Genomic DNA, 22,744 nt, shown 5'->3' on the forward strand with positions numbered 1-22,744 from the left:
TGTTTTACTTTGCTTTTACAGTATCTCTGATAAACAGTTCCGTGGGAAGCTGTATCTGCTTGGGTGTTTTTTCTCCACGAATTCTCTGAAGAAGAGTATTGGTTGCTACAATTCCTTTTTTCTTAACATCCTGATGAACAGTTGTAAGTGCGGGACGGTGAAGCTGACCCAGGAGAGTATCGTCAAAACCTGCTATTGAAATGTCATCCGGAATACTAAGTCCTCTGTCTTCCAGAGCACACATGAGCTGGACAGCATACAGATCGGATACGCACATGATCGCATCGAATTCTTCGGCCCGATGGCATATCTCTTCCAGAGAAGCTTCTATCTCATCACTTCTTGGTCTTATCTTTAGAAACCAGTCTCCTTCAAAATGAATACCGTTCCCTGCGAGAGCATATTTGTAGCCGGAAAATCTTTCGTAGTCGACACCTTTCATATTATCAGAAAGGAATGCGATTTTTTTATGCCCCTGTTTTATCATGTAGTTTACCATGTCAAAGCAGCCCTGTCTGTCATTGAGTCCGACATTAATGAAGTGCTTTAAACCTTCTATACTATAAGTATCAATGCACACGATAGGCTTTTTGTATTTTTCACTGACGCGGATTCCGTCGTTGTCGATCATACCGAACAGCAGGAGTCCGTCTACGTTCCAGGTTGATACATGACGCATGATTTCGTCGGTATCACTTGATATGTACAGCATCATAAAGTAGCCGGCATTTCTGATTGCTTCCTCTATACCACCAATCAGTTCAGATACAAAGGGATCCATCAGAAGGTTTTCATATTTGTCAGCCCTTGCCTTTAGTGCAACACCAATGATCTTGGATTCGTTTTGTGCAAGATTTCTGGCATTGATATTTGGAACATAGTCAACTTTTTTTAAATAATCCTCAACTATTTTAATAGTGGCAGGAGATACTTCACCGGTTTTTCCGTGAATTACGTTGGAAACAGTGGTCGTACTCATATTTAGTTGAGCAGCAATTTCTTTAATTGTTATCATAAAAATTGTCCACCGAATAAAAAATTAACTTTACAAAAGTTTAAAAATGATTATAGTGTAAAAATAACACAGCAAAAATGCGCTGTCAAAAATCAAAAAATGCACATAATATAAGAAACTTTTGCGTTAAAGTTGCAACCAAGCAATTTTTTAACATTTTGAAACCAGAAATGGTTTTGAAATTGTTATGACTATTTTTTTGAAAGGAACCAGAAATGAACAAAGATTACAACAAAATTAGTCCTAAGGCTGCTATATCAGCAGAGATGGTCAAAACACTTGCTCAGAAGGAGATTCAGATTCCTTCCGATATTCCTCATGGTGATATGCCCGGGGATAAGATAGAAATAGGAGAAAGCCATATTGCGAAGGCAAAAACTGTTTTCCCTAAGCTTTTGGAGGAACTTTCAAAGGTTACAACTTCTAACCCTTATGGCAGAGCGGTTATTACTGTATGCGGCGGCTCCGGTGTAGGAAAATCTGAAATTGCATCACTTCTTTCATATATGCTTGAACAGTCAGGCATAGGAAGCTACACAATGTCAGGTGATAACTATCCTCATCGTATTCCTATGTACAATGATGCTGAGAGACTTCATACCTTCAGACAGAGTGGCATCAGAGGTATGGTAGACGGCGGTGCAATGAATGCTGAGAATTACAAGATAGTTAAGAACTACCAGGAACTTAATGATGATGCTAATGCTGACCATGTTAAAGAGTATCCCTGGTTCGCATCTTATCTTGATGCAGGTAAGAAGGGGCTTGATGCCTATCTCGGAACACCCAATGAGACAGATTTTGATGAGGTTGATTCAATCCTTGCTGCATTTAAGGATGGAGCAGATAAGCTTTGGCTTAAGAGAATGGGAAGAGACGAGTCTACACTCTGGTATGATGAAGTTGACATGACTGATAAGCAGGTTCTTATCATAGAGTGGACTCATGGTAATACAGATTTCATGAAGGAAGTTGATATACCTGTTCTTCTTAACAGCACTCCCCAGGAGACACTTGAGCACAGAAGAAGTCGTGCACGTGATGGTAAGGTTGACAGCCCTTTTACAATGATGGTACTTGAACTTGAGCAGAACAAGCTCATGGCTCAGGCTCACAAGGCTAAGATCATAGTAAGTAAGCAGGGCGAGATCATCAGCTATGATGATTATAAGAAGCTTATGGGACTGTGATTTCAATACACGATTGTTTTATAAAAAGGAGTAAGAATGAAGAAATTTGTAGATAACGGACCTATGCTTAATGCCTACCCGGACAGCTGTGGCGGCACACTTGGGGATATCGTTACCATGCTTGAAAAGGATGAGTTTAAGGATACTTTCAGTTCTTTTTATATCCTTCCCAGCATCTATAACACAGATCTCGACAGAGGTTTTTCGGTGATCGATTACGGAATCAATAAGGAGCTTGGATCCAAGGAGGATCTTGACAGACTTCGTGCATTGGGGATTGACCTCAAGCTGGATTTTATCCTTAATCATGCTTCAGTTTTATCACCTCAGTTTCAGGATCTTTTGAAAAATGGTGAGAAATCAAAATATGCCGACTTTTTCATTAATTGGAATAAATTCTGGGAAGGCTGCGGCGAGATGACAGAAGAGGGCTACATTCAGCCTGACCAGAAGTATATCAAGGATATGTTTTTCAGAAAGCCCGGACTTCCTATTCTTATGGTCCGTATGCCTGACGGAAAGGAAATTCCTTACTGGAACACATTCTATCAGGAGGTTCAATACAGAAGACCTGATGCTCAGGATATAATCGCTGCCGTTGAGGATTATAAGGAAAAACATGGAACAGCAAAGGCAGCGGAAGATGTTCAGGGTGGCGGCCGATTACAGTATATGACCGCTGAGAGAATAGCTAAGAGTGTCTGCGATGGTCTTGATGAGGGAAAGACTCCGGAAGAAATCGAATTTGGTAAATATGAAGAATATAAAGAAGCAGTTCTTGAGTTTTTGGCAAACGGAAGAAAATATCTTGGACAGATGGATTTGAATATCAAGTCTGACCTTGTTTGGGAGCACTATGAGAACACTCTCAAAACACTTTCCGGATATGGAGCTGCTATTGTAAGACTTGATGCCTTTGCATATGCTCCCAAGGAGCCCGGAAAGAAGAACTTTTTAAATGAGCCTGACACATGGGATGTTCTTGAGAAAGTTAAGAAAATTGCAGATAAAAACAACCTTAGACTTCTTCCTGAAATTCATGACAGCTATGGTGCCGGAATTTACGAGAAGGTAGCAGATAAGGGCTATATGACTTATGATTTCTTCCTTCCCGGTCTTCTCATATATGCCATGGAGAAGAAGAGCGGAGATGTTCTTGCCCGCTGGGCTAAGGAAATCGTGGATAAAAACATCAGAGTCGTTAATATGCTTGGATGCCATGATGGAATTCCTGTACTTGATCTTAAGGGCTTTATTTCGGATGAGGAGATTGAAAAGCTGATTGAGGTAATTGTTGGAAGAGGCGGCCTTGTAAAGAATCTTCACGGCCAAAAGAACATGTATTATCAGGTAAACTCTACCTATTACAGTGCTCTTGGCGCAGATGATAAGAAGATGCTTTTTGCAAGAGCGGTTCAGATGTTTATGCCCGGCAAGCCTCAGGTATGGTATCTTGATCTCTTTGCAGGAAAAAATGATTATGAGGCAGTAGAGAGAGCGGGAGCAGGCGGACATAAGGAAATAAACCGTACAAATCTTTCAAATGAAGATGTAGCCAATATGATGAAGCAGCCTGTTGTTGAAAAACAGCTTGAGCTTTTGAGGCTTAGAAACACCAATCCTGCATTCGGATTTGATTCTAAGCTTACCATGGAACAGGATGGTTCTGTCCTGAAATTCATCTGGGAGAAAGACGGAAACAGAGTTGCTCTCAAAGCGGATTTTGCTACATATGATTACGAGATAGAGCAGTAATTTCATTAATAAAAAAATAATATAGTGCTTTTAATTTTTTTACATTGATTTTAGTCATTGATTATTTTTACCCAAATTTTTTTTATTTGTGAAACGTACAATGTCTTTAACAGTTGACTATGTACTTACAAATAGGATATTTCCGGCAGAGAAAGGTGGTATGAGCTTTCTCCCTGGGAAAGAATTGGGGGTATAAATGAAGAGATTTAAAAGCAGTAGGCAAAAATCAGCATTGGTTGCGTTATTAACCATGCTGATTTTTTTATTATCGATATCCGGAAGTATTCGAATTACCGCTTATGCAAAGGAAAATATAGTAATTGTCTTCGAAGATGATGAAGACGACGAAGACGAAGACGATGATGATGACGATGATGAAGAAGATGATGCAGAAGATGAAGAAGATGATGAAGAAGATGATGACGAAGATACCGTGATTATTGAAGATGATAAAGATTCCGGCAAAACAGGGGCATCTGATAACTCTGGTAAGAAAGATGACTCTACAGGGAAGTCAAGTGATAAAAACAACAAGACCGAGATAGTTAATACATCTAAAAAAAGCACAATTAACAAGCCTATAGTCCATAAAGAAAAAAAGAAGACGAGAATCATTGTTGATTTTTCCAAGAAACCCCGCTCATATTATGAAAAACTTGAGAAAGGGGATAAGCGTAAAATTGTGGTCAGGATCAAAGGGCAAAAAGTAAAAAATAAGAAGATGATCTTTTCATCAAGTAAGAAAAATGTGGCTTCGGTTTCAGAAAAAGGTGTAATATCGGTTAAAAAGAGCGGAACTACCAGGATAAAAATTGTAAATAAAGCTAATAGGAAGGAAAAGTGCACAATTGTGATCACAGTACCTCGAAACAGAGCATAACGAAGTTTGTTTACATCTTGCCCATTCTGTAGTATATTATCACTTGGTTATTTAGTAATAGTAGCGGCTATTGTGCGTAACTCACATATGATATTGAGCTTACAGGGCTATAGCCAGGAATGGAGAAAATCATGGTAAAAGCAGTAGTTGGAGCAAACTGGGGAGATGAGGGAAAAGGTAAGATCACAGATATGATGGCCGATCAGGCTGATGTGGTTGTACGTTTTCAGGGAGGCGCAAACGCAGGACATACCATTGTTAATAAATATGGCAAATTTGCATTACACACACTTCCTTCAGGAGTATTCCATCAGAATATTACAAATATAATTGGTAACGGTGTAGCGCTTAATATACCTGTTCTTATTGGAGAACTTAAGACTGTAACAGATAAGAATGTTCCCACTCCGAACCTTCTTATATCAGATCGTTGTCAGATTGTGATGCCTTATCATATCCTTTTTGATCAATATGAAGAGGAGAGACTTGGAGGAAAGTCCTTTGGATCAACCAAGTCAGGTATAGCACCTTTTTATTCAGATAAATATGCTAAGATCGGTTTCCAGGTAAATGAACTTTTTGATGAGGATCTTCTTAAGGAAAAGGTTGAGAGAGTTCTTGTTACAAAGAATATTCTTTTGAAAGAGCTCTATCATAAGCCTGAGATTGATCCCGCTGAGCTTCTTGATACACTTCATGAGTGGAGAGATATGGTTAAGCCTTATGTGGCTGATACAGCTCTTTTCCTTGAGAATGCAATTAAGGAGAATAAGACAGTTCTTCTTGAAGGTCAGCTTGGAACAATGAAGGATCCTGATCATGGTATTTATCCTATGGTTACATCCTCTTCTACACTTGCAGCTTACGGTGCAATCGGTGCAGGTATAGCTCCTTATGATATCAAGCAGATTGTAGTTGTAAATAAGGCTTATTCATCAGCTGTTGGAGCGGGTGCATTTACTTCAGAGATATTTGGTGAAGAGGCAGATGAATTGAGAAGACGCGGCGGAGATGGCGGCGAATACGGTGCTACCACAGGACGTCCTCGTCGAATGGGATGGTATGACTGCGTAGCAAGTAAGTATGGTTGCAGACTTCAGGGTGCAACAGATGTCGCTTTCACTGTTCTGGATGTCCTTGGATATCTTGATGAGATTCCGGTTTGTGTAGGATATGAGATAAATGGAGAGGTGACTAAGGACTTCCCTGTAACACATCTTCTTGAGAAGGCAAAGCCGGTATATGAGACACTTCCCGGATGGAAGAGTGATATTCGTGGCATTAAGAAATATGAGGATCTTCCTGAGAACTGCCGTAAATATATAGAATTCATCGAGAAGGAAATCGGCTATCCGATCACAATGGTATCTAACGGACCTGCAAGAGAGGATATTATCTACCGCGAGAGTCCGCTTAGTAAATAAGCTTTTAAGGGGCTGTCACAATTTTGGTGGCAGCCTTTTTTCAATTATCAGCAGGAGGCTTAAATGGAAAAGAAAGAAACACCGGTTTTTAAGAGAATAGCAGCAATAATAGGAATAATACTTCTCCTTGGAGTATATGTAGTATTATTGTTTGAGGCATTGTTTGGTGATATGGGGCCGGGGAGCGCCTTTGCAGGATGTGCTGCCGCAACAGTGGCTATACCGATATTTCTGTGGCTTATATTGTGGGTATATACTGCACTTACAGGCAAAAAGACAGTTGCTTCACCTGACCCATATGGAAAATATGACAACGTTGATGAAAATAGATAATCCATATATTTGATTCAAATAGATAGCAATAGAAGATAATCATCCACTTTTGAAGAACTTTGGATGATTCGGATGATGAGGTTATTTGATGGCAATAAATACTGTTATTTTTGATATAGGAAATGTTCTGGTTGATTTTAGATGGGAGGATTTTCTTCGGGATAAAGGCTTTTCTGAGAGCATGGTTCAGAGAATCGGAGATGCAAGCGTTAGAAGTGATGCCTGGAACGAGTTTGACAGAGGAGTTCTTGATTCTAAGGGAATAATTGATGGCTTTGTCAGAAATGATCCTTCCATAGAGAAGGAACTTCGTGAAGCTTTTTCAGATCTGACAGGACTTCTTGGAAAGAGAGACAGAACTATTCCGTGGATTAAGTCATTAAAGAAAAAAGGGTACAAGGTTCTTGTTTTATCAAACTTTTCAAAGCAGGCGCTGGAACCTAATCTTTTTATGAAAGAATTTCTTGATGAAGTTGATGGAGGAATTCTTAGCTACAGATACAAGATAATTAAGCCTGACAGAGCAATATTTGAACTCATTACCGAAAAATACGACCTGGTTCCTTCTGAATGTGTATTTATAGACGATACAGAGAAAAATATCGTAGCAGCAAGGAACTATGGAATGAACGGTATAGTTTTCCACTCTTATGAGCAGGTAGACAAAGAGCTCTTTGACATGGGAGTAGAGTTTGAACTTGCAGTATGAGCTTTAAAAATTAAAAAAATATGTTGACATCTGGTTTGACGGGTGTTATTCTATCACAGTATGAAAAGAAAGCAGAGGATTCCACTCTCACCCTGTGGCGAAGGCTCCAGGTGTTAATACATTTTCGATGCTTATCCTTAATGGATTTGTCTGCAGTATGATAGCAGAGCATAGATGATTGTTGAGTGGATTCATTTGCGGATCCACTTTTTTATTGTTTCGTTTATTGAATTGGAGGTACAAAACAATTAGCAACAACGATTTATTCATCAATGAACAGATCAGAGACAAGGAAGTTCGTGTAATAGGTGTTAACAACGAACAGCTTGGGGTAATGTCAATACAGGATGCCAGAAAGCTTGCAGATGAGGCAGGCGTTGACCTGGTAAAGATTGCTCCTAATGCCAAACCACCTGTTTGCCGTATAGTTGATTATGGCAAATTTAAGTATGAGCAGCTTCGTAAGGAGAAGGAAGCACGTAAAAAGCAGAAGACTGTAGAAATAAAGGAAATTCGTTTGTCTCCCAACATTGATACGAACGATCTTAATACAAAGGTTAATGCAGCAAAGAAATTCCTGGAAAAAGGAAACAGAGTTAAGGTCACACTCAGATTCAGAGGTCGTGAGATGGCTCATATGGGTGCAAGTGTTCATATCCTTACGGATTTCGCTGAGGCACTTAATGATGTAGCTGTTATTGATAAACAGCCCAAGGTTGAGGGACGTAGTATGACAATGTTCCTTACTGAGAAGAAGTAATTGATTGTTTCTCTTCAATAACCCATAGGAGAGTTACATATAGAGTAATTGTTCAGAACAATTTTTATGGATGATTACACTGCTTAATGTTAGCAGAGCATTTAATAATTTACAGCATAGGAGGATTTAGTTATGCAGCACAAGATGAAAACAAACAGATCTGCTGCCAAGCGTTTCAAGGTAACAGGCACAGGTAAGCTGATCCGTAACAAGGCGTACAAGCGTCACATTCTTACAAAGAAGTCTACAAAGAGAAAGAGAAATCTTAGACAGGCAGCAGTAGTTGATGCTACTAATGTTAAGACAATGAAGAAGATTCTGCCTTACGTTTAATCTTAAGTATTATCGTATAAGAGCAGTACCATTTTATCGAAAAAATTTAGGAGGAAACCGAAATGGCAAGAATTAAAGGTGGCATGAACGCCAAGAAGAAGCATAAAAGAGTTTTAAAGCTCGCTAAGGGCTATAGAGGCGCTAGATCAAAGCAGTACAGAGTTGCTAAGCAGTCAGTTATGAGAGCACTTACATCAGCATTTGCTGGTCGTAAGCAGAAGAAGAGAGATATGAGATCTCTTTGGATCACACGTATCAACGCAGCAGCTCGTCTTAACGGTATGTCATACTCAAACCTTATGCACGGTCTTAAGCTTGCAGAGGTTGAAATCAACCGCAAGATGCTTGCTGAGATGGCTGTAAACGATCCTGAAGGCTTCAAGACTCTTACAGAGATTGCTAAGCAGAAGATTGCATAACTAAAACCTTTTATCAGGTTTGATAAATTGCATATTATGGCAAGATAATTACAAGGTCGCTCTATCATAGGATAGGGCGATTTTTTATATCATAGGACATTGCTTTCCTATGATACAAAAACGCTCCGCGAGGATGCGCACTCGCGCGAAAGGAATATGTTGCATTTTATGGCCGCGCTCGGCGCGAGAATGTCGCAAGCGACATTCTTTTTTATAGAATTGTCATGTAATACAATAAAATGTGTCATGAATTTCAGAAATTCCGGATTTTGAAATTCTTATTATCAGAAGCTAAAGATTATAAACTATAATAAAATCTTACTTAAAAAACTATGTAAACCATTGAATTTATGCTTTTTTACAGTTAAAGTACAAGATAGAGGGAGAATGTGTATCTACATCCCTTGTCAGGCATCTTTCTACCACACAAATCACAAAACGATGAAAACTTGAAATATAATTTTAGTTTATTATTATTTTTCTTGATATTTTTTGTCAAATAATGTATCATGAAAAAAGAGGTGAGTGTGAAAATAAGTTTCAAATGAAATTGATAATGTTTTTTATCAATTGAGTAATTACATATTGGTTACAAATCAGGGCAAAACTATCGCAAGGTAGTGACGCAAAGCTAAAGGGTCTGTCAGGGGGCAGATAGCCAGCTGCCGCGCTTTTTGTTTAAGTGTGAAGCGTAGATGCATTATTGTGGTATTTTGCCTTGTTTGACAGGTTTCAAACAAGGCTTTTTTTATGGCATGAAATATTTGCTATTAGAAAAGTCTGGCTGTAAAGGATTATTAAAATGGCCAAAGATAGTAAAGGATTTGGGAAAGCTCAGGAATATTTGAAAAGGCACCTCAGCCTCAAAAGGTGGAGCGCAATAATGCTTGTTGTTGCGATTTTGATTACCACCGCCACTTTATATGCAATGAACAAAGCTGCATCGGCTGTAAGCGAGGAAGGTGCAGATGAGATTGGAATGGTGCTTGAGGAGAACTCAGGAGAAGGATCTGAAAATGGAAACGACGGAGTGATATTCGCTGACACTGAAGAGTATGCTGAGGAAGAACAGGATGACTACAGTGAAGAATCAGAAGAGAACTATGAAGAAAGTGCAGAATCCGAAGAAAGTGAAAATTACGAGGATAATTCAGATTCAGAGGAATATACAGACTCTGTAGATTATTCTGAGGAAACAACGGAAACAGAAAATCAGGATGAGACAATTCCTGAAGACCAGAATGATGAAGAGGCTTACAATACAGAAAATCCGGATGCATTGGATGAAGAAGCGGATGTGACGGAAGAGGAATCAGAAGAGGAATCAGAAGAGGCAGATGATGAGATTACCCAGGATATAATCCTCAAGGTTTCTTATGTTGATGCTGATGGAGAAATCATTAAGGATAACAATGAAAATGCTTATGCAGATGAGATGAATGTTGTTCTTGATGAAGATGTAGATATTAACGAAAATGCTCCTTATATCGAAGGGTATGAGCTCAAGAGCATAAAATCTGATGATCTTGAAATCAAGAAGATTGAAGTAAGAAAATATGTGACATCAGATGATTCTGAGTATACATATTATGAGTTTGTTTCTGAGAATATGCCTTCCTATGAAGGCTTCACTCAGGATGAAGATGGAAACTATATTAGCGAGATAAAAGAAGATGCAGATCTGGTTTTCATATTTGAAAAGACAGAAGCAGCCTATGAAGAAACGGAAGATGAGTCACAGGATTCTGAAGAGCAGAGTGATGAAAAAGAAGACTCAGAGCAGGAAAACGCTAAAGATGCTGTAACAGAGGAAGAAAAGATTGCAGAAGAAAACATTCCTGAATCTGTAGACTTGTCAAAGTATGTAACAGAAACTGTTATTGAGAGACTTAAAGAGGACGGTACCTGGGAAGAGATAGCTGAAGAGGATATTAAGGAGGGGGATCACCTTCGCATTACTATGAAATATAGTATGCCTGAGGAGGCTTCCCTTAGTGATGATATTCATATGGATGTTCCCAAGCAGTACGGAAATGTTATCTCTTCGCAGTCTGATCTTGAGGATGGCAATGGAACCTTTGAGGCTACAGAAGATAACAAGATAATTATCAACTATAGCGATGAATATAAAAAAGAAAAAATAGCAGATAGCGCAGAACCGGCAGAAAAAAATGAGGAGAATAACGGTAAAAGCGATGATGCAAGGATTAAGCAAGGCGGAAGCTCTACTTCTGCTTTGCTTGGTTTACTTAATCCCATAGTCGATTTTTTCGATGGTTTTTCCATTGTAGCGCATGCCGCAAACGACGATAACAGAAATGCAAGCGGAACTCTTACTTATGAGACAATAGTAGATTCTACAGATAGTGGCAACATGAAAATTACCGGGGTATCTGTCAGAAAGAATCCTACAATAAGATGGAACGCAGGAAAGAAAGAGTACACAGGTGGAACACCGATTGAAAGCGGAGCTGAAGTTAACAATGGCGAAGGCCTTATTTTTACACTTGAATATATACTTGCTGTCGGAACAGTAAGTAAAGAAAAACCCTCCATAACATATGCTTTGTCAAAGCATGGTATTAATGTAAATGAGGCAACCTCCGGCTTTGTATACAATGGTAACAATGAAGAAGTAGGTACATTTACTATAGATGAAAATAGCGTTGTTACTATAACTTTTCATGAGGAGTTTGCTGAGAAAAACAGGACTAACATAATAGATGACAGCTTTTTCTTCTTCTATGCTACAGCTATGGCTGATGGCGATAAGGAGAGGACAGAAAAGATATATGATTTTGGAAATGATGTTACATTTACAATTTTTATTTTGAATAAGGTGGCACCCGATCTTTCTCTCAAGAAAAAGATATTGGAGGACTATAATGAGAAAACGGGTACAATAAAATATCAGATTACCATGTCTTCGGAGAATGGAAGCGGAACTGATATTCAGTTTAAAGATTTCCCCGAGGTTTACTATAATGAGGCGAAAAATAAGGATTTCTCTCAGGAACTGTCAAATGAAATTACCTTAAACAATATAATTGAATATAGCATTGTAAAACAAAAGAAGGATAAGACTACAGTGCAGCCTTCCGTAACAGGTACAAATTCTTCTAATCTTGTATTTGAGAAACTTGGCGCAGGTGAGTCTTATATTATCACCTATACGTTGAAGGTTCCTGAGAAGATAGCTACTTCATCGAAAGCATTAAGGCTTAAGAACTATGCAGAGGCGAATTTTGGTAATTCCGAAAAGAGAGATGCAGCTGTTTACACAGATTTCTTTGGAGATATACCCACGATCTTCAAAGATGGTTCGGTTAATGCAGACAAAAGAGAAGTGACCTGGACTATCACCTTGAACGAAGGGCATGCTAATCTAAAGGGATATACACTTTCCGATGTGATATATAAATTTGGCGATTCGGGATGGAATCAAGTTACTACACCATATAAAGGAGTATTAACTGTTTACAGTGTGGAAACAGGTAATGGACAGAGCCGCGGAACATTTGTCAAGGACAGCGAATTGACGCTTGGAGAAAAAGGCTATACCTTTACGCAGGATGATTATAGTAAGTACGTTTTTAAGTATACATATAAATATACAGATAAGGATCTTGTTTACGGAAATCTGAAGAACGAGGCCAGAATTTATCTTGATGATAATACAACCGGTAATAAGTATAACCGTACAAAGTGGGTCGGAAATCCGCAAATGGTTGATAAGACTGCTGAAGGTGTTAGCTCTAATGGTGATGGTACTGTTACTCTTTCGTGGAAAGTAACACTTAATGCTCCGCTAAGCAGAAATGCAGGAAAAAATAATTCAGAGTACTGGGTATTCTACGAGACTGTAACAGATGACAAAGAAGTTTTTACATCTTCTGATGTTGAAAAGCTTAAAAGCGCAATCGGCAGTGTTTATAAGGGAAGATATTCTCTTACAACAGAAAACAGTAAAAAAATAGGCAAGCTAAGCGGATATAAGAGCATAGAAATAAAGTTCTATCAGGACATTGAGACAACGGTCTCCTTCGATTTTACTACGACAGGCAGCGTTGGAGAAGGAAATGGAACGGTGCAGTTTACTAATAAGGCCGCTGCATACAATAAGGACGTTTATGGTAAAACTGCTACCCAGACATATGAGCCTTTTATAAAGAAATATGATGGCAATTTTATTGAGACAGAGAGCTGGTTTGATTATAACACCCCTGATACATATAAGCAGGGAATACTTACCTGGATAATAGAGGCAAATATCCCTCAAAATAACAATTATGGAACATTATATGTTGTGGACTCTCTGCCATCTGATGTTTCAATAATAGAGAACGGCACTTATAACGGAGCGTATCTGTATGGCATTGATGTTTGTGAAAATAATAGCTTTAGTGGTGCAGCAGGCTTCGAAGGAGGGCAGGTAAGCTATAACGGAGTAACCTATTCGAAATCTGTAAATGCCGGAAACATAGTAATAAGCTTCGATGGTAAGGCTGCAGGCGGAAAGAAAATCTATTTCAGAGTGCACGCAAAAGTGTCAACTGATTATGATTTTGCTAAAGGGAGTGGTTCTTTTACAAATAATGTTACATTGAGTAAAGACAGTGGTGGCAATGAGAAACTTGGCAGTGCTTCACAGACTCAGCATGTTACCAGAACCGAATATGCAATGACAAAAACAAGTCAGGCTGCAAACGGAAGTATTAACACTATTGAGTATATGCTTGATGTGAACCCGGCTGGTGCAGATCTGCTGGAAGGCGGTGACACACTTACTTTAACAGATATACTTTCAGCAAAATCTTTACAGAACTACAATGTGTATCTGGTTCCGGACTCGGCTAAGGTGTTTGAGGTAAAAACAGGAGATGACGGATCTGAAACTGAGATTGAACTATCATCATCAGAGTATTCCTACACGATCAGTTCTTATGAGACAACTGCATCTATGTATGGAAATGATTCAGAGGATAAATTTGTTTACAGCACAATAATCTTTAAAATACCTGATGGTAAGCACCTTAAGGTGAAGTATAGATATACATTTAACGGAGACGACAACGCCACAGTACAGTTGTCTAATGAGGCTAAGCTTGAAGGAATTGTAATTGACAATAATTCTGCTGAAAACAGCACAACAGTAAAAGTACAGGATGCCGGAGCAAGGGCTAATGTAAGAGGAATAAATCTATATAAGGTTGACGCTGATAACAGTGGAACAATGCTTCCGGGAGCTGTTTTCTTACTGTATTACTTCGATGGAAATGACTGGGTGTTACAGAATAATGAAAAGTCCGGAGATGGCAAATATACAACTGATAGCAGTGGACGTGTTTCAATAGCACCGCTTATATATAATGTGGGCTACAAGCTCGTGGAGGAGCAGGCTCCAGAGGGCTATGCGAAAGACGAAACACCGATTTGTTTCTACTTGCCGTCTGCTGATAAGGATAATTACCCTATGGTAATTCCCGATAACTTCTATACGGAACTTGGAGGGTCGGAATTTACTTCAGGCCAGCCGGTATATGTAGGCAACAAGAAGAATTCCACATCCATCACAATTAAGAAGGATTGGGTAAATGCAGACAGTGTAACCAAACCATCATCCATTTTTGTAAAAATCGGAAGAAGGCTTGGAAATGCTGAAACAGGAAAAGATAATGGCAAGGCAGCTTCGGGACAATATTACACAGTAAATATCGATAGAAGAAGAGCAAATAATGCTATGCTTCAGTATAAAGGTTTTCCTTCTGTAAAGAGTGGCTCACAGTTGACATTTACTTTTTACACATTTGATGCGGGGGACTATAAGGATCTTACAGAGGTTACTGTCAATGGTGAGAAGTTGGATTACAGCGGTGAATTAAATGACTCCGGTATTCAGGCAGTAACCAAGACTATTACGATAACAGGCAATACTACAATACATGTAAAGGAATCCTGGGCTGTAAATAATTATCCGGAATCGCAAATAACCGCATCAATCACTGCTCAGGGAGACAACATTACTCCTGCTGATGGAGCATCAGGAACAGGCGGGGTGCACCCGGGAGCGGAAGACTTAGGCTTCAATAAAGAGATAACAATCACGGAAGTGGATGGATGGAAGGCAACATTGACAGGCCTTGACAGATTTTACACTGATGAAGCAACAGGGACAAAGTATGAGTGGCTTTATTACGTTTCAGAAGTGGGAAGCCTGTACTATACGGCAAGTTATTCAGAGAATAATGCACAGGGAATAAATGACGGAACAATAACGATAACAAATACAAGAAATGACGTCGAAGCATATTCTCTTCCTTCAACCGGAGGAAATGGAAGGCTACCTTTTACGATTGCAGGATTGGTTTTAGTAACCGTTGCTCTCATAGGCGAGGAATATTTCAGGAGGAAACGAAGAAAGCAATAAGTTCATAGTTTATAAAAATTATAAGTTAAATATATTATCCCTGGAAACTACGAAAAAATCAGTTTCCAGGGGGCTTGAAAAAAAGTTCAAAAATAGCAATTATTCTATTGATTTTTATTTTCAGCTATCATATTATGGTTTTGCTGCAAAAATATAAATACAAATAGATAAGTGAAGAAATTCAGGGCAAAACTATCGCAAGGTAGTGACGCAAAGCTAAAGGGTCTGTTCAAGGGGGATAGACAGCCAGTTGCTGGTGCGCTTAATTTTTTTAGGGGAGCGCGTCATTTTACATTTCTTTTGATGCAAAGCCTTGTTTGAACTCAAACGGGCTATTTTTATACCCTAAAATAGATGATCAGTTTCAAATTAATGATAGTACGAGGGGACTATTTAGATTATTTGTGGGGATGAATTAAGGAGATTCATGGCACAGAAAGAACTTCGTAAACTGAATAGAAAAGAACTTCTACAGATGCTTGTAGAGTTTTCAGAGGAAGCTGAGGAAATCAGAGCCCATGAAAAGGAGATGCAGGAGCAGTTCGACAGGGAACGTGAGCAGCTTCTTCAGCAGATGGCTGAAGAGAGAGCAGAGCTTTTGGCTAAGTTCGATGAAGAAAAGGCAGAAATGAGAAGCAAGTTCACGCAGCAAAAAGAACAACTGCAGGCTCAGCATGCCAGAGAAAAGGCTGTTTATATGCAACAGGCAGCAGCTGAGAGAGCGGCGCTCCTTAATAGCTTTAATGAAGAAAAAGCTGAAATGAGAGAAAAATTTAATGAGCAGAAAGCAAAAGCTGAAGCTCTTTTCCAGAAGGATATAAATGGTCTCAGAGCAAGACATGAGAGAGAATTTAAGGGCTTTCATGCAAGACTTGAGAGAGAAAGAGATGCTCTTCACGCAGAGGAAGAGAAGAAACTTAAGCAGATTGAGGACGCAGGTACGCTTGCGGAGGCAATCCTTTCTATAAATGGTTTCTTTGAGGCGGCTCAGAAAGCAGCTGCTCAATATGAAGAGACAGTTAAGAAGATCGAGGCTATGCGAATAGCTGAGGCTGAGCGCGGATTCAAGCCTGAAGACAAAGGAGAGTCTGAGGAGATGCTAAGAATCAAGAAACTTTCAGGCAGTCTCAAGAAGGCCTCAAGTAGGAAAAAAACGGATTCTACTGAGAATGATTCGGAAGAAGAACCGGTAAAAAAGACTCGCAGAACAGCAGCAAAGAAAGAAACTACAGCTAAGAAGACGACGGCTAAGAAGACGATGACGGCTAAGACGACGATGGCTAAGAAGACTGCTGCATCTAAGAAAACAGATTCAAATATAGATGCGGAAACTGCAGAGAATGTATCTGCATCAGATACTGGGAAACTCGAAATAGAAAAAGCTGCTGAAAAAGGGAATGAAAGCAGCATAGAAGCGGTAATTGAAGAAACTCTTATTGAAAATTAAATTTTGTTTATATGAAACGATAATTGTCAAGTACGAAATATGAATAGTTCTATTCATATTTCGTAACCAAGGATGAATCATTTTAACCTATAATGATTAAAGTTGCGCTCAAAAATGGGTAACAGCTTAATTATAGGAAAGTGTATACAGAGGGAACTGTGTTATATGGAAGATAAGATTATTCCATCTAAAGGAACTCCAAACGAACAACTAAATAAACCATCGCTGGATGAATTGAGGCAGGAACTAAAGCGCGAGTATAGGAAGCATGACTATAAGAGAACATTAAGAAACACTTTGATAGTAATTATAGTTGTGGCAGCTGTTTCGGTTCTGGTTTCAAGCTTTTTTATAACAGTTTTAAAAGTTACAGGTGACAGTATGACACCTACTCTTGAAACAGGGCAGCTTGTAATAGCCAATAACTATTCACAGTTTAAGACGGGAGAACTGATTGCATTTTACTATAACAATAAAGTATTGGTTAAGCGAGTTATAGGTTCACCGGGTGATTGGATAAACATAGACGAGAACGGAAAAGTATTTGTAAATGGTGTCGAACTTGAAGAACCTTACATTTCAGATCCAAGCCAGTATGCCGAAGGTATGGGAGAGGGTGACAAAGTTGTGTTCCCATATCAGGTACCGGACAAGAGATATTTTGTTCTGGGTGATCATAGGTCAGTTTCTATAGATTCCAGGTCGACCACAGTCGGCTGTGTATCTCAAGAGCAGCTGATTGGCGGATTGTTTTTCAGACTTTACCCTTTTAAAGATTTCGGTGGGATCGAGAGTAAAGTCAGCACCGGCAGTGAAAGTATGGAAGAGCCGGATTTGCAGTAAATAACGGGTGGAGAAAAAGGTAACAAGGGAAAGAAAAGGAATGAGGAATTTAGACAATAATCGTGTTGAGGGATATGTAAAAAAGCACAATTATCTTAAGAGATGGATCTCAATAATGCTGGTCGTAGCACTTCTGGTTACGACAGTTACGATGTATTCACTCAATAAATCGGCTAACGCATTATCAGGAGACAATGCTGATGATGTGGGAATGATGCTTGAAGGTGAGAATGTTGAAGAGTTCGCTTCGGGAAATACTGAGACAGGAGATTCTGATTCAGTACAGAACTCTGAAAGCGCAGATAACAGTTCAGAAGAAAATGTAGAAGAAAACGGTTCTTTGGAATCTGTTGAAGCTTCTGAGGATAATAGCAGTGATGTAGCTGACGCTTCTTCTTCAAGCGAAGAGTCTTCAGAAAATGCTGATGCTAACACTGAGAGTAGCGAGTCAGAAGAAAACGGCACAGATAATAGCTCTGAAGAGACAAGTACAGATACTGCTGCTGATTCAGAAGCAGCTGATTCTTCTGAAGTGGTTGATAATGGTGATGGTACAGAAGACGCTGCAGACCAGAATTCGGAAAGCGATGAGAATAAAGACACAGTTGCTTCTGACAATGCACTTAAGGACAGTAGCGAGATAGAACTCACAGAGAATGTTGTTCTTAAGGTTTCTTATATAACTGAAGAGGGCGAAGCAATTGCTGACGAGAAGGAAATAAATCTCTCAGATAGCCTTGACTTTACTACGGAGGCACCTAAGCAGGAAGGATATGAGTTCAAGAAGGCTGAGGTTGATGGAACTGAGATAAAAAAGATTACTGCTAAACAGGATGCAAATGGATATAAGTATTATGTGGTAACTGTAGGTAAGAGTATTGCAGATGAAACAGAAGAAGTAGCAAGTGAAAGCACGGATGATGCTGATGCTGAAATAACAATTAAAGAAAATAAGACTGTTATTCTCACATATAAATTAGTTGAAACAAATAAAACAGAATATGTCTATGAAGATGAGAAAGTTCGTGTTATTGCTACCTTGGAATATGCAGATGCTATTCCCGATGATGCAGAATTTATAGTAAAAGAAGTTAATACTGAAACAGAGGGCTACAATTATGACGCTTATATGGAGGCTCTTAATGATGGTGAAGAGCAAAGTGTAAAGAATCATAACGCTATGAACACTCTCCTCTATGATGTGGGATTCTTTGTAAATAAAACTGATGAAGAGGGAAATGTTATAGAAGGAGAAAAAACTGAGTTTCAGCCTAAAGAGGGCAGTGTAAACATTAAGTTTGAATTTCTTGACGGCCAGCTCTCAGATATTCTTGAAGATGCTGATAGTGCGACTGATTTAGAGATTGATCATCTTCCATTAAATGAAGAAGTAAAAGAAAAAGTTAATTCTACGGCAGAGGCGACAAGCATAAGCTCGGCTGATATAGATATAGAAAAAGTTGATAATATCAGTGGAAGTTCAGGTGATAATGTAGAAATCTCACTTAATAATTTCTCTGTCATTGGCTTTTCAGCTGTAAGGAAGGAAGGTAATACTTACAAATTTACAAAGGGAGAAAGAACTTTAACATACACGGAAAATTCTACAAAAGATGCTTTTCGTACAAGCGGACTGTATGATGATTCACTTGTTTTGGGAGTGGCAGGTAATTTCCATATAGTATCATTTGGTACAGCCAAACTTAGTACACATACAAATGGTAATGTTTTGGCAAATACCCTGTATGCAGGCTCAAATTTTGGAACAAACAATATTGATAATGAAGTTTCATATGCTCAAAAAATCACAGCTGTAAGTGAACGAATGGCATCAAATGAAAATCATACACTTGTTGTTGGAGATGGTGTTTCTGTAGGCTTTTGGGGAAATGAAGGGTTCTTTTCTATAAATAACAATAAAATATCGGCACCGTACAATATTATTCAGGATACATCTACAGCCAATACACCATACATTGATATGGCTTTAGTAAAAAGTGAAGTACAGGCTATATCAGCAAAAATGGCAGCTACAGAATCCGGCGATGCAGAGGTAGTAAAAGGAAGTGCCGGAGAACAAATAATAAAATATACCGGCGTTGGCGGTGCAGGCTATCTTAACTACACAGGTTCACAGTGGAATAGTCTTGTATCGGGAAGAGAACTAAAGTTTGAATTTCCAAATGACTTTGAACAGCAATCTATAATTATTAATATTGATTGCTCAGATGTAACACATATCCTTTATCCTACAAAGGCAAGTGTTATTAAGGTGAATGGTACAATCCTTTCTACCAGTGAAGAAAAAGCAGTGAAAGCCGGAAGGGTGGTATACAACTTTACAAATGTTGATGGCAAAGACATTAACATGCAGGAGGTCTTTGGGCAGATAATTGCACCCGGGGCAAACCTTACGATTACAAATGGAAATGGTAATTTTATTGCTGAAAATGTGACTATTCTAGGCGAAACGCATAGAAGGGATTTTATTGGGACTACTGAGAAGGGAGCCATTGTATCGATAGAAGCTAAAAAGCTTGTTAATGGCAATGAGCCCGGAGCAGATCAAGTATATACATTTAAGGCTCAAAAGATGTTAAGACCTTCGATGAATAGCAAAGAGTTACAGTTTACGGATAAGGTTATTACAGGTCAGAACGTCGGAAGCAAGATATCAATTGATGTTTCATCATTTATTGAAAATAAAAACGGTTTGTATTACGTCCTTATAAGTGAGGAAAAAGGAAACGATTCAAAGGTAGGCTATGATACAAACAGATATCTTGCAGAAATTAGTATAAATAGCAGAAGAGATGGCACAAAAACCATATATTATGCTGAATCAATACAATACTATGCAGATAATTGGAGAAGAATAAAAGCGGATGATGTAGTGTTTAACAACACTATAGATGATATACCTGTTAATATTTCTGCTCTGAAGTATGTTGATGACAGACTTGCCGGAAATAATACTACAGGCAAATTCAGCTTTACTTTGAAAATGCTTGATAACGACCATAGATCATGGAAAAAGAATGCGGATGGAAAAGTAAAGAAGGCAGTAATTACTAATAATGCATATCAGATTTCTTATAAAATAAGTCCATCTGAATGGGGAATGGTTTATGGTGGTAATTCATATAAGGCTAATGACAAAAATTACCAAAATGATCACACATACTATTTTATGCTTACTGAAAATGATGTGGACGGATATGCTAAAGATTCTACAGGAATTCTTATTAAAATTAAGTATTATTCAGGAGGAGAGATAAAGTATTACAGAGCTTCATCTGATGAGGTGAAATCCATGGAGTCAAATCCCGGGGTTGGATTTTATGGGGATGCAAATGCTATTTCACCTAATAGGTGTAGCGCTGATAAAAAATATAGGGAAGCTGCATTCTACAATACTACAGGTGGAGGAATGCTAAGAATCCATAAGATGGTAATAAATGACTTTGGAATGAATCTGGTCAGAGATGGTAAGTACTCCATTTTGAAGACAGTAACCTTCAGAATTACGAATACAACTAACGGAAAATATATCATCTTTAAAGGATTTGTAGATGCCGAAACTAAACCGGGACATGCAGTAGAATATAATGCTGATAGATCCAAGACCGGAAAAAGATATGATGTTACATATAATCAGGGCGCTCAGTGGACTGTTTCAGGACTTAATGCAGGTACTTATACAGTTGAAGAAGTTGGAGATGGATTAACATTTGAATATGTTGAGGAATCAAACTCGTCCAGGATTATAGAACAGTCAAAATGGTCTCGTGTTACAAAATATGATGTTACTGAAGATGAGGAAACAAACATAACAAAATACAGAACAGGTGGCAATAATAAGAGAGTTGTATTTTCAGCCGATCTCACAACAGATGGTAATACAGAGGCTCACCATTTGGATGTATGTCCAACTGTTACTGTGGGTGATCCTTCGGTTGGTAACTGCTCACATACACAGACAGCTCAGGTTTGCAACTATTATAGTATACCGGTAGGACCTATTCGGGTTGTTAAAAAGTTTACAGGTGGAGCTTGGAAGAATATGGATTTTAAGTTCAATATTGAACCTGTAAGTTGTGTGGCGAAGGATTCGGCAGGAAATGTAATTCAGGGAGTTACACCACCTAGTCCTGAGAGAACTACTGTTGTTTTATCTAATCCGACAAGCACAGATAAGGCAATTTCATCTGCTATGGCTGATTTTGGTTCTATTTCCTTCAGGTATGAGGGTGAATACTTCTATAAAATAACGGAAGAAGATACTGGAATAGATGGAGTAAAATACGACACAAACGTTTATTATGTGAAAGTTGATGTTGTAAAGAAATATACTACAGCCAAAAAGACATATTCATCCGGTAATATGACAGAACTTGCAAAGTATAAGAATAATGGAGTGAACACTACTATAAAAGAGGACTTCTATTATCTTGGTGCAGATATAACATATACGAATAAAAAAGGTGAGATTGTAGCAAAATATGGTTTATATTTAAAACCTGTTGAAAAAACTGATGAGAACTTTCCTAATGAATTTGATGTTGAGAAAATAGCAGGCTCAATAAATGATGTCGCATTTTCAAATACCCGGTCAGGAAAGTTAACTGTAAATAAGGTATGGCTTGATTCTGAAGGTAATGATGAAAGCAACAAGCATTCATCTCTGAAACTCAGCATTTGGCAGAGAGCAAAGGGAAATGCTGATTGGGTTAAGTATGGAGAAGATATTGTTCTTGCTTCCAATAAAGACCCGAATAATAACTGGAGATGCACAGTTACTGATATTCCGCTTGTTAATGAAGATGGAATACCTTACGAGTATACAGTAAAAGAAGCAGACAGCTACACCCAGAACTGTGAAGTGACATATAAATATGTATCTCCTGATGGTAAAGCAACAGAGATTAAAGCTAACAGTCTTCTTAATGACAATAATAGGATTACTGTTGCTGATGTGGATACATATGATACCGGATATGCTATGACTAATAAAGGCATAGATTTTGGTGAAGTCACTATAACAAATAAGAGTGTTACTGTGAATGTTCTTCCATCGGCAGGTGGTAAGGGAACAGCCCCTTACACTATGGCAGGAGCAGCATTGATAATTTTTGCGACTGCAGCGATGTTTGCTTATCGCAGAAAGAAAAAGGTTTAAGATGCTATATGCATTTTAACAGGGTGCCCA

At 38.6% G+C, this 22,744-nt stretch carries 14 protein-coding genes and 2 riboswitches; of the genes, 13 read left to right on the top strand and 1 reads right to left on the bottom strand.

Annotated elements, in window-relative coordinates; all coding sequences use genetic code 11:
- Nucleotides 1-4: 4 nt before the first annotated feature.
- Nucleotides 5-1,015, bottom strand: coding sequence for a LacI family DNA-binding transcriptional regulator (locus ACHCNF_RS00295; protein WP_408070806.1), 1,011 nt, complete (start codon nt 1,013-1,015; stop codon nt 5-7).
- 215 nt (nt 1,016-1,230) lie between these two features.
- On the opposite strand from ACHCNF_RS00295, the gene ACHCNF_RS00300 reads away from it, so the two are divergent.
- The 13 genes from ACHCNF_RS00300 (at nt 1,231) to ACHCNF_RS00360 (ending at nt 22,714) form a co-directional block, all read left to right on the top strand.
- Nucleotides 1,231-2,205 (top strand): nucleoside/nucleotide kinase family protein, encoded by a 975-nt coding sequence (locus ACHCNF_RS00300; RefSeq protein WP_408070807.1) that lies wholly within the window; start codon nt 1,231-1,233, stop codon nt 2,203-2,205.
- Between the two features lie 36 nt (nt 2,206-2,241).
- Nucleotides 2,242-3,960 (top strand): alpha-amylase family glycosyl hydrolase, encoded by a 1,719-nt coding sequence (locus ACHCNF_RS00305; protein WP_408070808.1) that lies wholly within the window; start codon nt 2,242-2,244, stop codon nt 3,958-3,960.
- A gap of 196 nt (nt 3,961-4,156) precedes the next feature.
- Nucleotides 4,157-4,840 carry an Ig-like domain-containing protein gene (locus ACHCNF_RS00310; protein WP_408070809.1) on the top strand — a complete coding sequence of 228 codons (684 nt, stop codon included), beginning with the start codon at nt 4,157-4,159 and terminating at the stop codon, nt 4,838-4,840.
- 131 nt (nt 4,841-4,971) lie between these two features.
- Nucleotides 4,972-6,264 (top strand): adenylosuccinate synthase, encoded by a 1,293-nt coding sequence (locus ACHCNF_RS00315; protein ID WP_408070810.1) that lies wholly within the window; start codon nt 4,972-4,974, stop codon nt 6,262-6,264.
- Between the two features lie 63 nt (nt 6,265-6,327).
- Nucleotides 6,328-6,597 (top strand): hypothetical protein, encoded by a 270-nt coding sequence (locus ACHCNF_RS00320; protein WP_408070811.1) that lies wholly within the window; start codon nt 6,328-6,330, stop codon nt 6,595-6,597.
- An 88-nt stretch (nt 6,598-6,685) separates the two neighbouring features.
- On the top strand, nt 6,686-7,306 hold the full coding sequence (locus tag ACHCNF_RS00325; protein ID WP_408070812.1) for an HAD family hydrolase: 621 nt from the start codon (nt 6,686-6,688) through the stop codon (nt 7,304-7,306).
- 214 nt (nt 7,307-7,520) lie between these two features.
- Nucleotides 7,521-8,066 (top strand): translation initiation factor IF-3, encoded by a 546-nt coding sequence (gene infC, locus ACHCNF_RS00330; RefSeq protein WP_408070813.1) that lies wholly within the window; start codon nt 7,521-7,523, stop codon nt 8,064-8,066.
- 132 nt (nt 8,067-8,198) lie between these two features.
- On the top strand, nt 8,199-8,399 hold the full coding sequence (gene rpmI, locus ACHCNF_RS00335; RefSeq protein ID WP_022760514.1) for a 50S ribosomal protein L35: 201 nt from the start codon (nt 8,199-8,201) through the stop codon (nt 8,397-8,399).
- A 62-nt stretch (nt 8,400-8,461) separates the two neighbouring features.
- Complete coding sequence (gene rplT, locus ACHCNF_RS00340) at nt 8,462-8,818, top strand: 50S ribosomal protein L20 (RefSeq protein WP_022760515.1); 357 nt, start codon at nt 8,462-8,464, stop codon at nt 8,816-8,818.
- Nucleotides 8,819-9,408: 590 nt separating this feature from the next.
- A riboswitch (cyclic di-GMP riboswitch) is annotated at nt 9,409-9,488 on the top strand.
- A gap of 132 nt (nt 9,489-9,620) precedes the next feature.
- Nucleotides 9,621-15,245 (top strand): hypothetical protein, encoded by a 5,625-nt coding sequence (locus tag ACHCNF_RS00345; protein ID WP_408070815.1) that lies wholly within the window; start codon nt 9,621-9,623, stop codon nt 15,243-15,245.
- A 175-nt stretch (nt 15,246-15,420) separates the two neighbouring features.
- Nucleotides 15,421-15,503: riboswitch (cyclic di-GMP riboswitch) on the top strand.
- A gap of 169 nt (nt 15,504-15,672) precedes the next feature.
- Nucleotides 15,673-16,692, top strand: a complete 1,020-nt coding sequence (locus ACHCNF_RS00350; protein ID WP_408070816.1) for a coiled-coil domain-containing protein — start codon at nt 15,673-15,675, stop codon at nt 16,690-16,692.
- Nucleotides 16,693-16,857: 165 nt separating this feature from the next.
- Nucleotides 16,858-17,535 (top strand): signal peptidase I, encoded by a 678-nt coding sequence (gene lepB, locus ACHCNF_RS00355; RefSeq protein ID WP_408070817.1) that lies wholly within the window; start codon nt 16,858-16,860, stop codon nt 17,533-17,535.
- 40 nt (nt 17,536-17,575) lie between these two features.
- On the top strand, nt 17,576-22,714 hold the full coding sequence (locus ACHCNF_RS00360) for an LPXTG cell wall anchor domain-containing protein (protein ID WP_408070818.1): 5,139 nt from the start codon (nt 17,576-17,578) through the stop codon (nt 22,712-22,714).
- The last annotated feature ends 30 nt before the right edge of the window (nt 22,715-22,744 follow it).

Source organism: Butyrivibrio sp. NATIVEDY162 (genome assembly GCF_045999815.1).
Taxonomy (GTDB): domain Bacteria; phylum Bacillota; class Clostridia; order Lachnospirales; family Lachnospiraceae; genus Butyrivibrio.

Bases quoted from the DNA above. Each gene is read 5' to 3' on its own strand.
- ACHCNF_RS00295 (WP_408070806.1), bottom strand. From the start codon at position 1,015: ATGATAACAATTAAAGAAATTGCTGCTCAACTAAATATGAGTACGACC.
- ACHCNF_RS00350 (WP_408070816.1), top strand. From the start codon at position 15,673: ATGGCACAGAAAGAACTTCGTAAACTGAATAGAAAAGAACTTCTACAG.
- rpmI (WP_022760514.1), top strand. From the start codon at position 8,199: ATGCAGCACAAGATGAAAACAAACAGATCTGCTGCCAAGCGTTTCAAG.
- rplT (WP_022760515.1), top strand. From the start codon at position 8,462: ATGGCAAGAATTAAAGGTGGCATGAACGCCAAGAAGAAGCATAAAAGA.
- ACHCNF_RS00315 (WP_408070810.1), top strand. From the start codon at position 4,972: ATGGTAAAAGCAGTAGTTGGAGCAAACTGGGGAGATGAGGGAAAAGGT.
- ACHCNF_RS00345 (WP_408070815.1), top strand. From the start codon at position 9,621: ATGGCCAAAGATAGTAAAGGATTTGGGAAAGCTCAGGAATATTTGAAA.
- lepB (WP_408070817.1), top strand. From the start codon at position 16,858: ATGGAAGATAAGATTATTCCATCTAAAGGAACTCCAAACGAACAACTA.
- ACHCNF_RS00310 (WP_408070809.1), top strand. From the start codon at position 4,157: ATGAAGAGATTTAAAAGCAGTAGGCAAAAATCAGCATTGGTTGCGTTA.
- ACHCNF_RS00305 (WP_408070808.1), top strand. From the start codon at position 2,242: ATGAAGAAATTTGTAGATAACGGACCTATGCTTAATGCCTACCCGGAC.
- ACHCNF_RS00300 (WP_408070807.1), top strand. From the start codon at position 1,231: ATGAACAAAGATTACAACAAAATTAGTCCTAAGGCTGCTATATCAGCA.
- ACHCNF_RS00320 (WP_408070811.1), top strand. From the start codon at position 6,328: ATGGAAAAGAAAGAAACACCGGTTTTTAAGAGAATAGCAGCAATAATA.
- ACHCNF_RS00325 (WP_408070812.1), top strand. From the start codon at position 6,686: ATGGCAATAAATACTGTTATTTTTGATATAGGAAATGTTCTGGTTGAT.
- ACHCNF_RS00360 (WP_408070818.1), top strand. From the start codon at position 17,576: ATGAGGAATTTAGACAATAATCGTGTTGAGGGATATGTAAAAAAGCAC.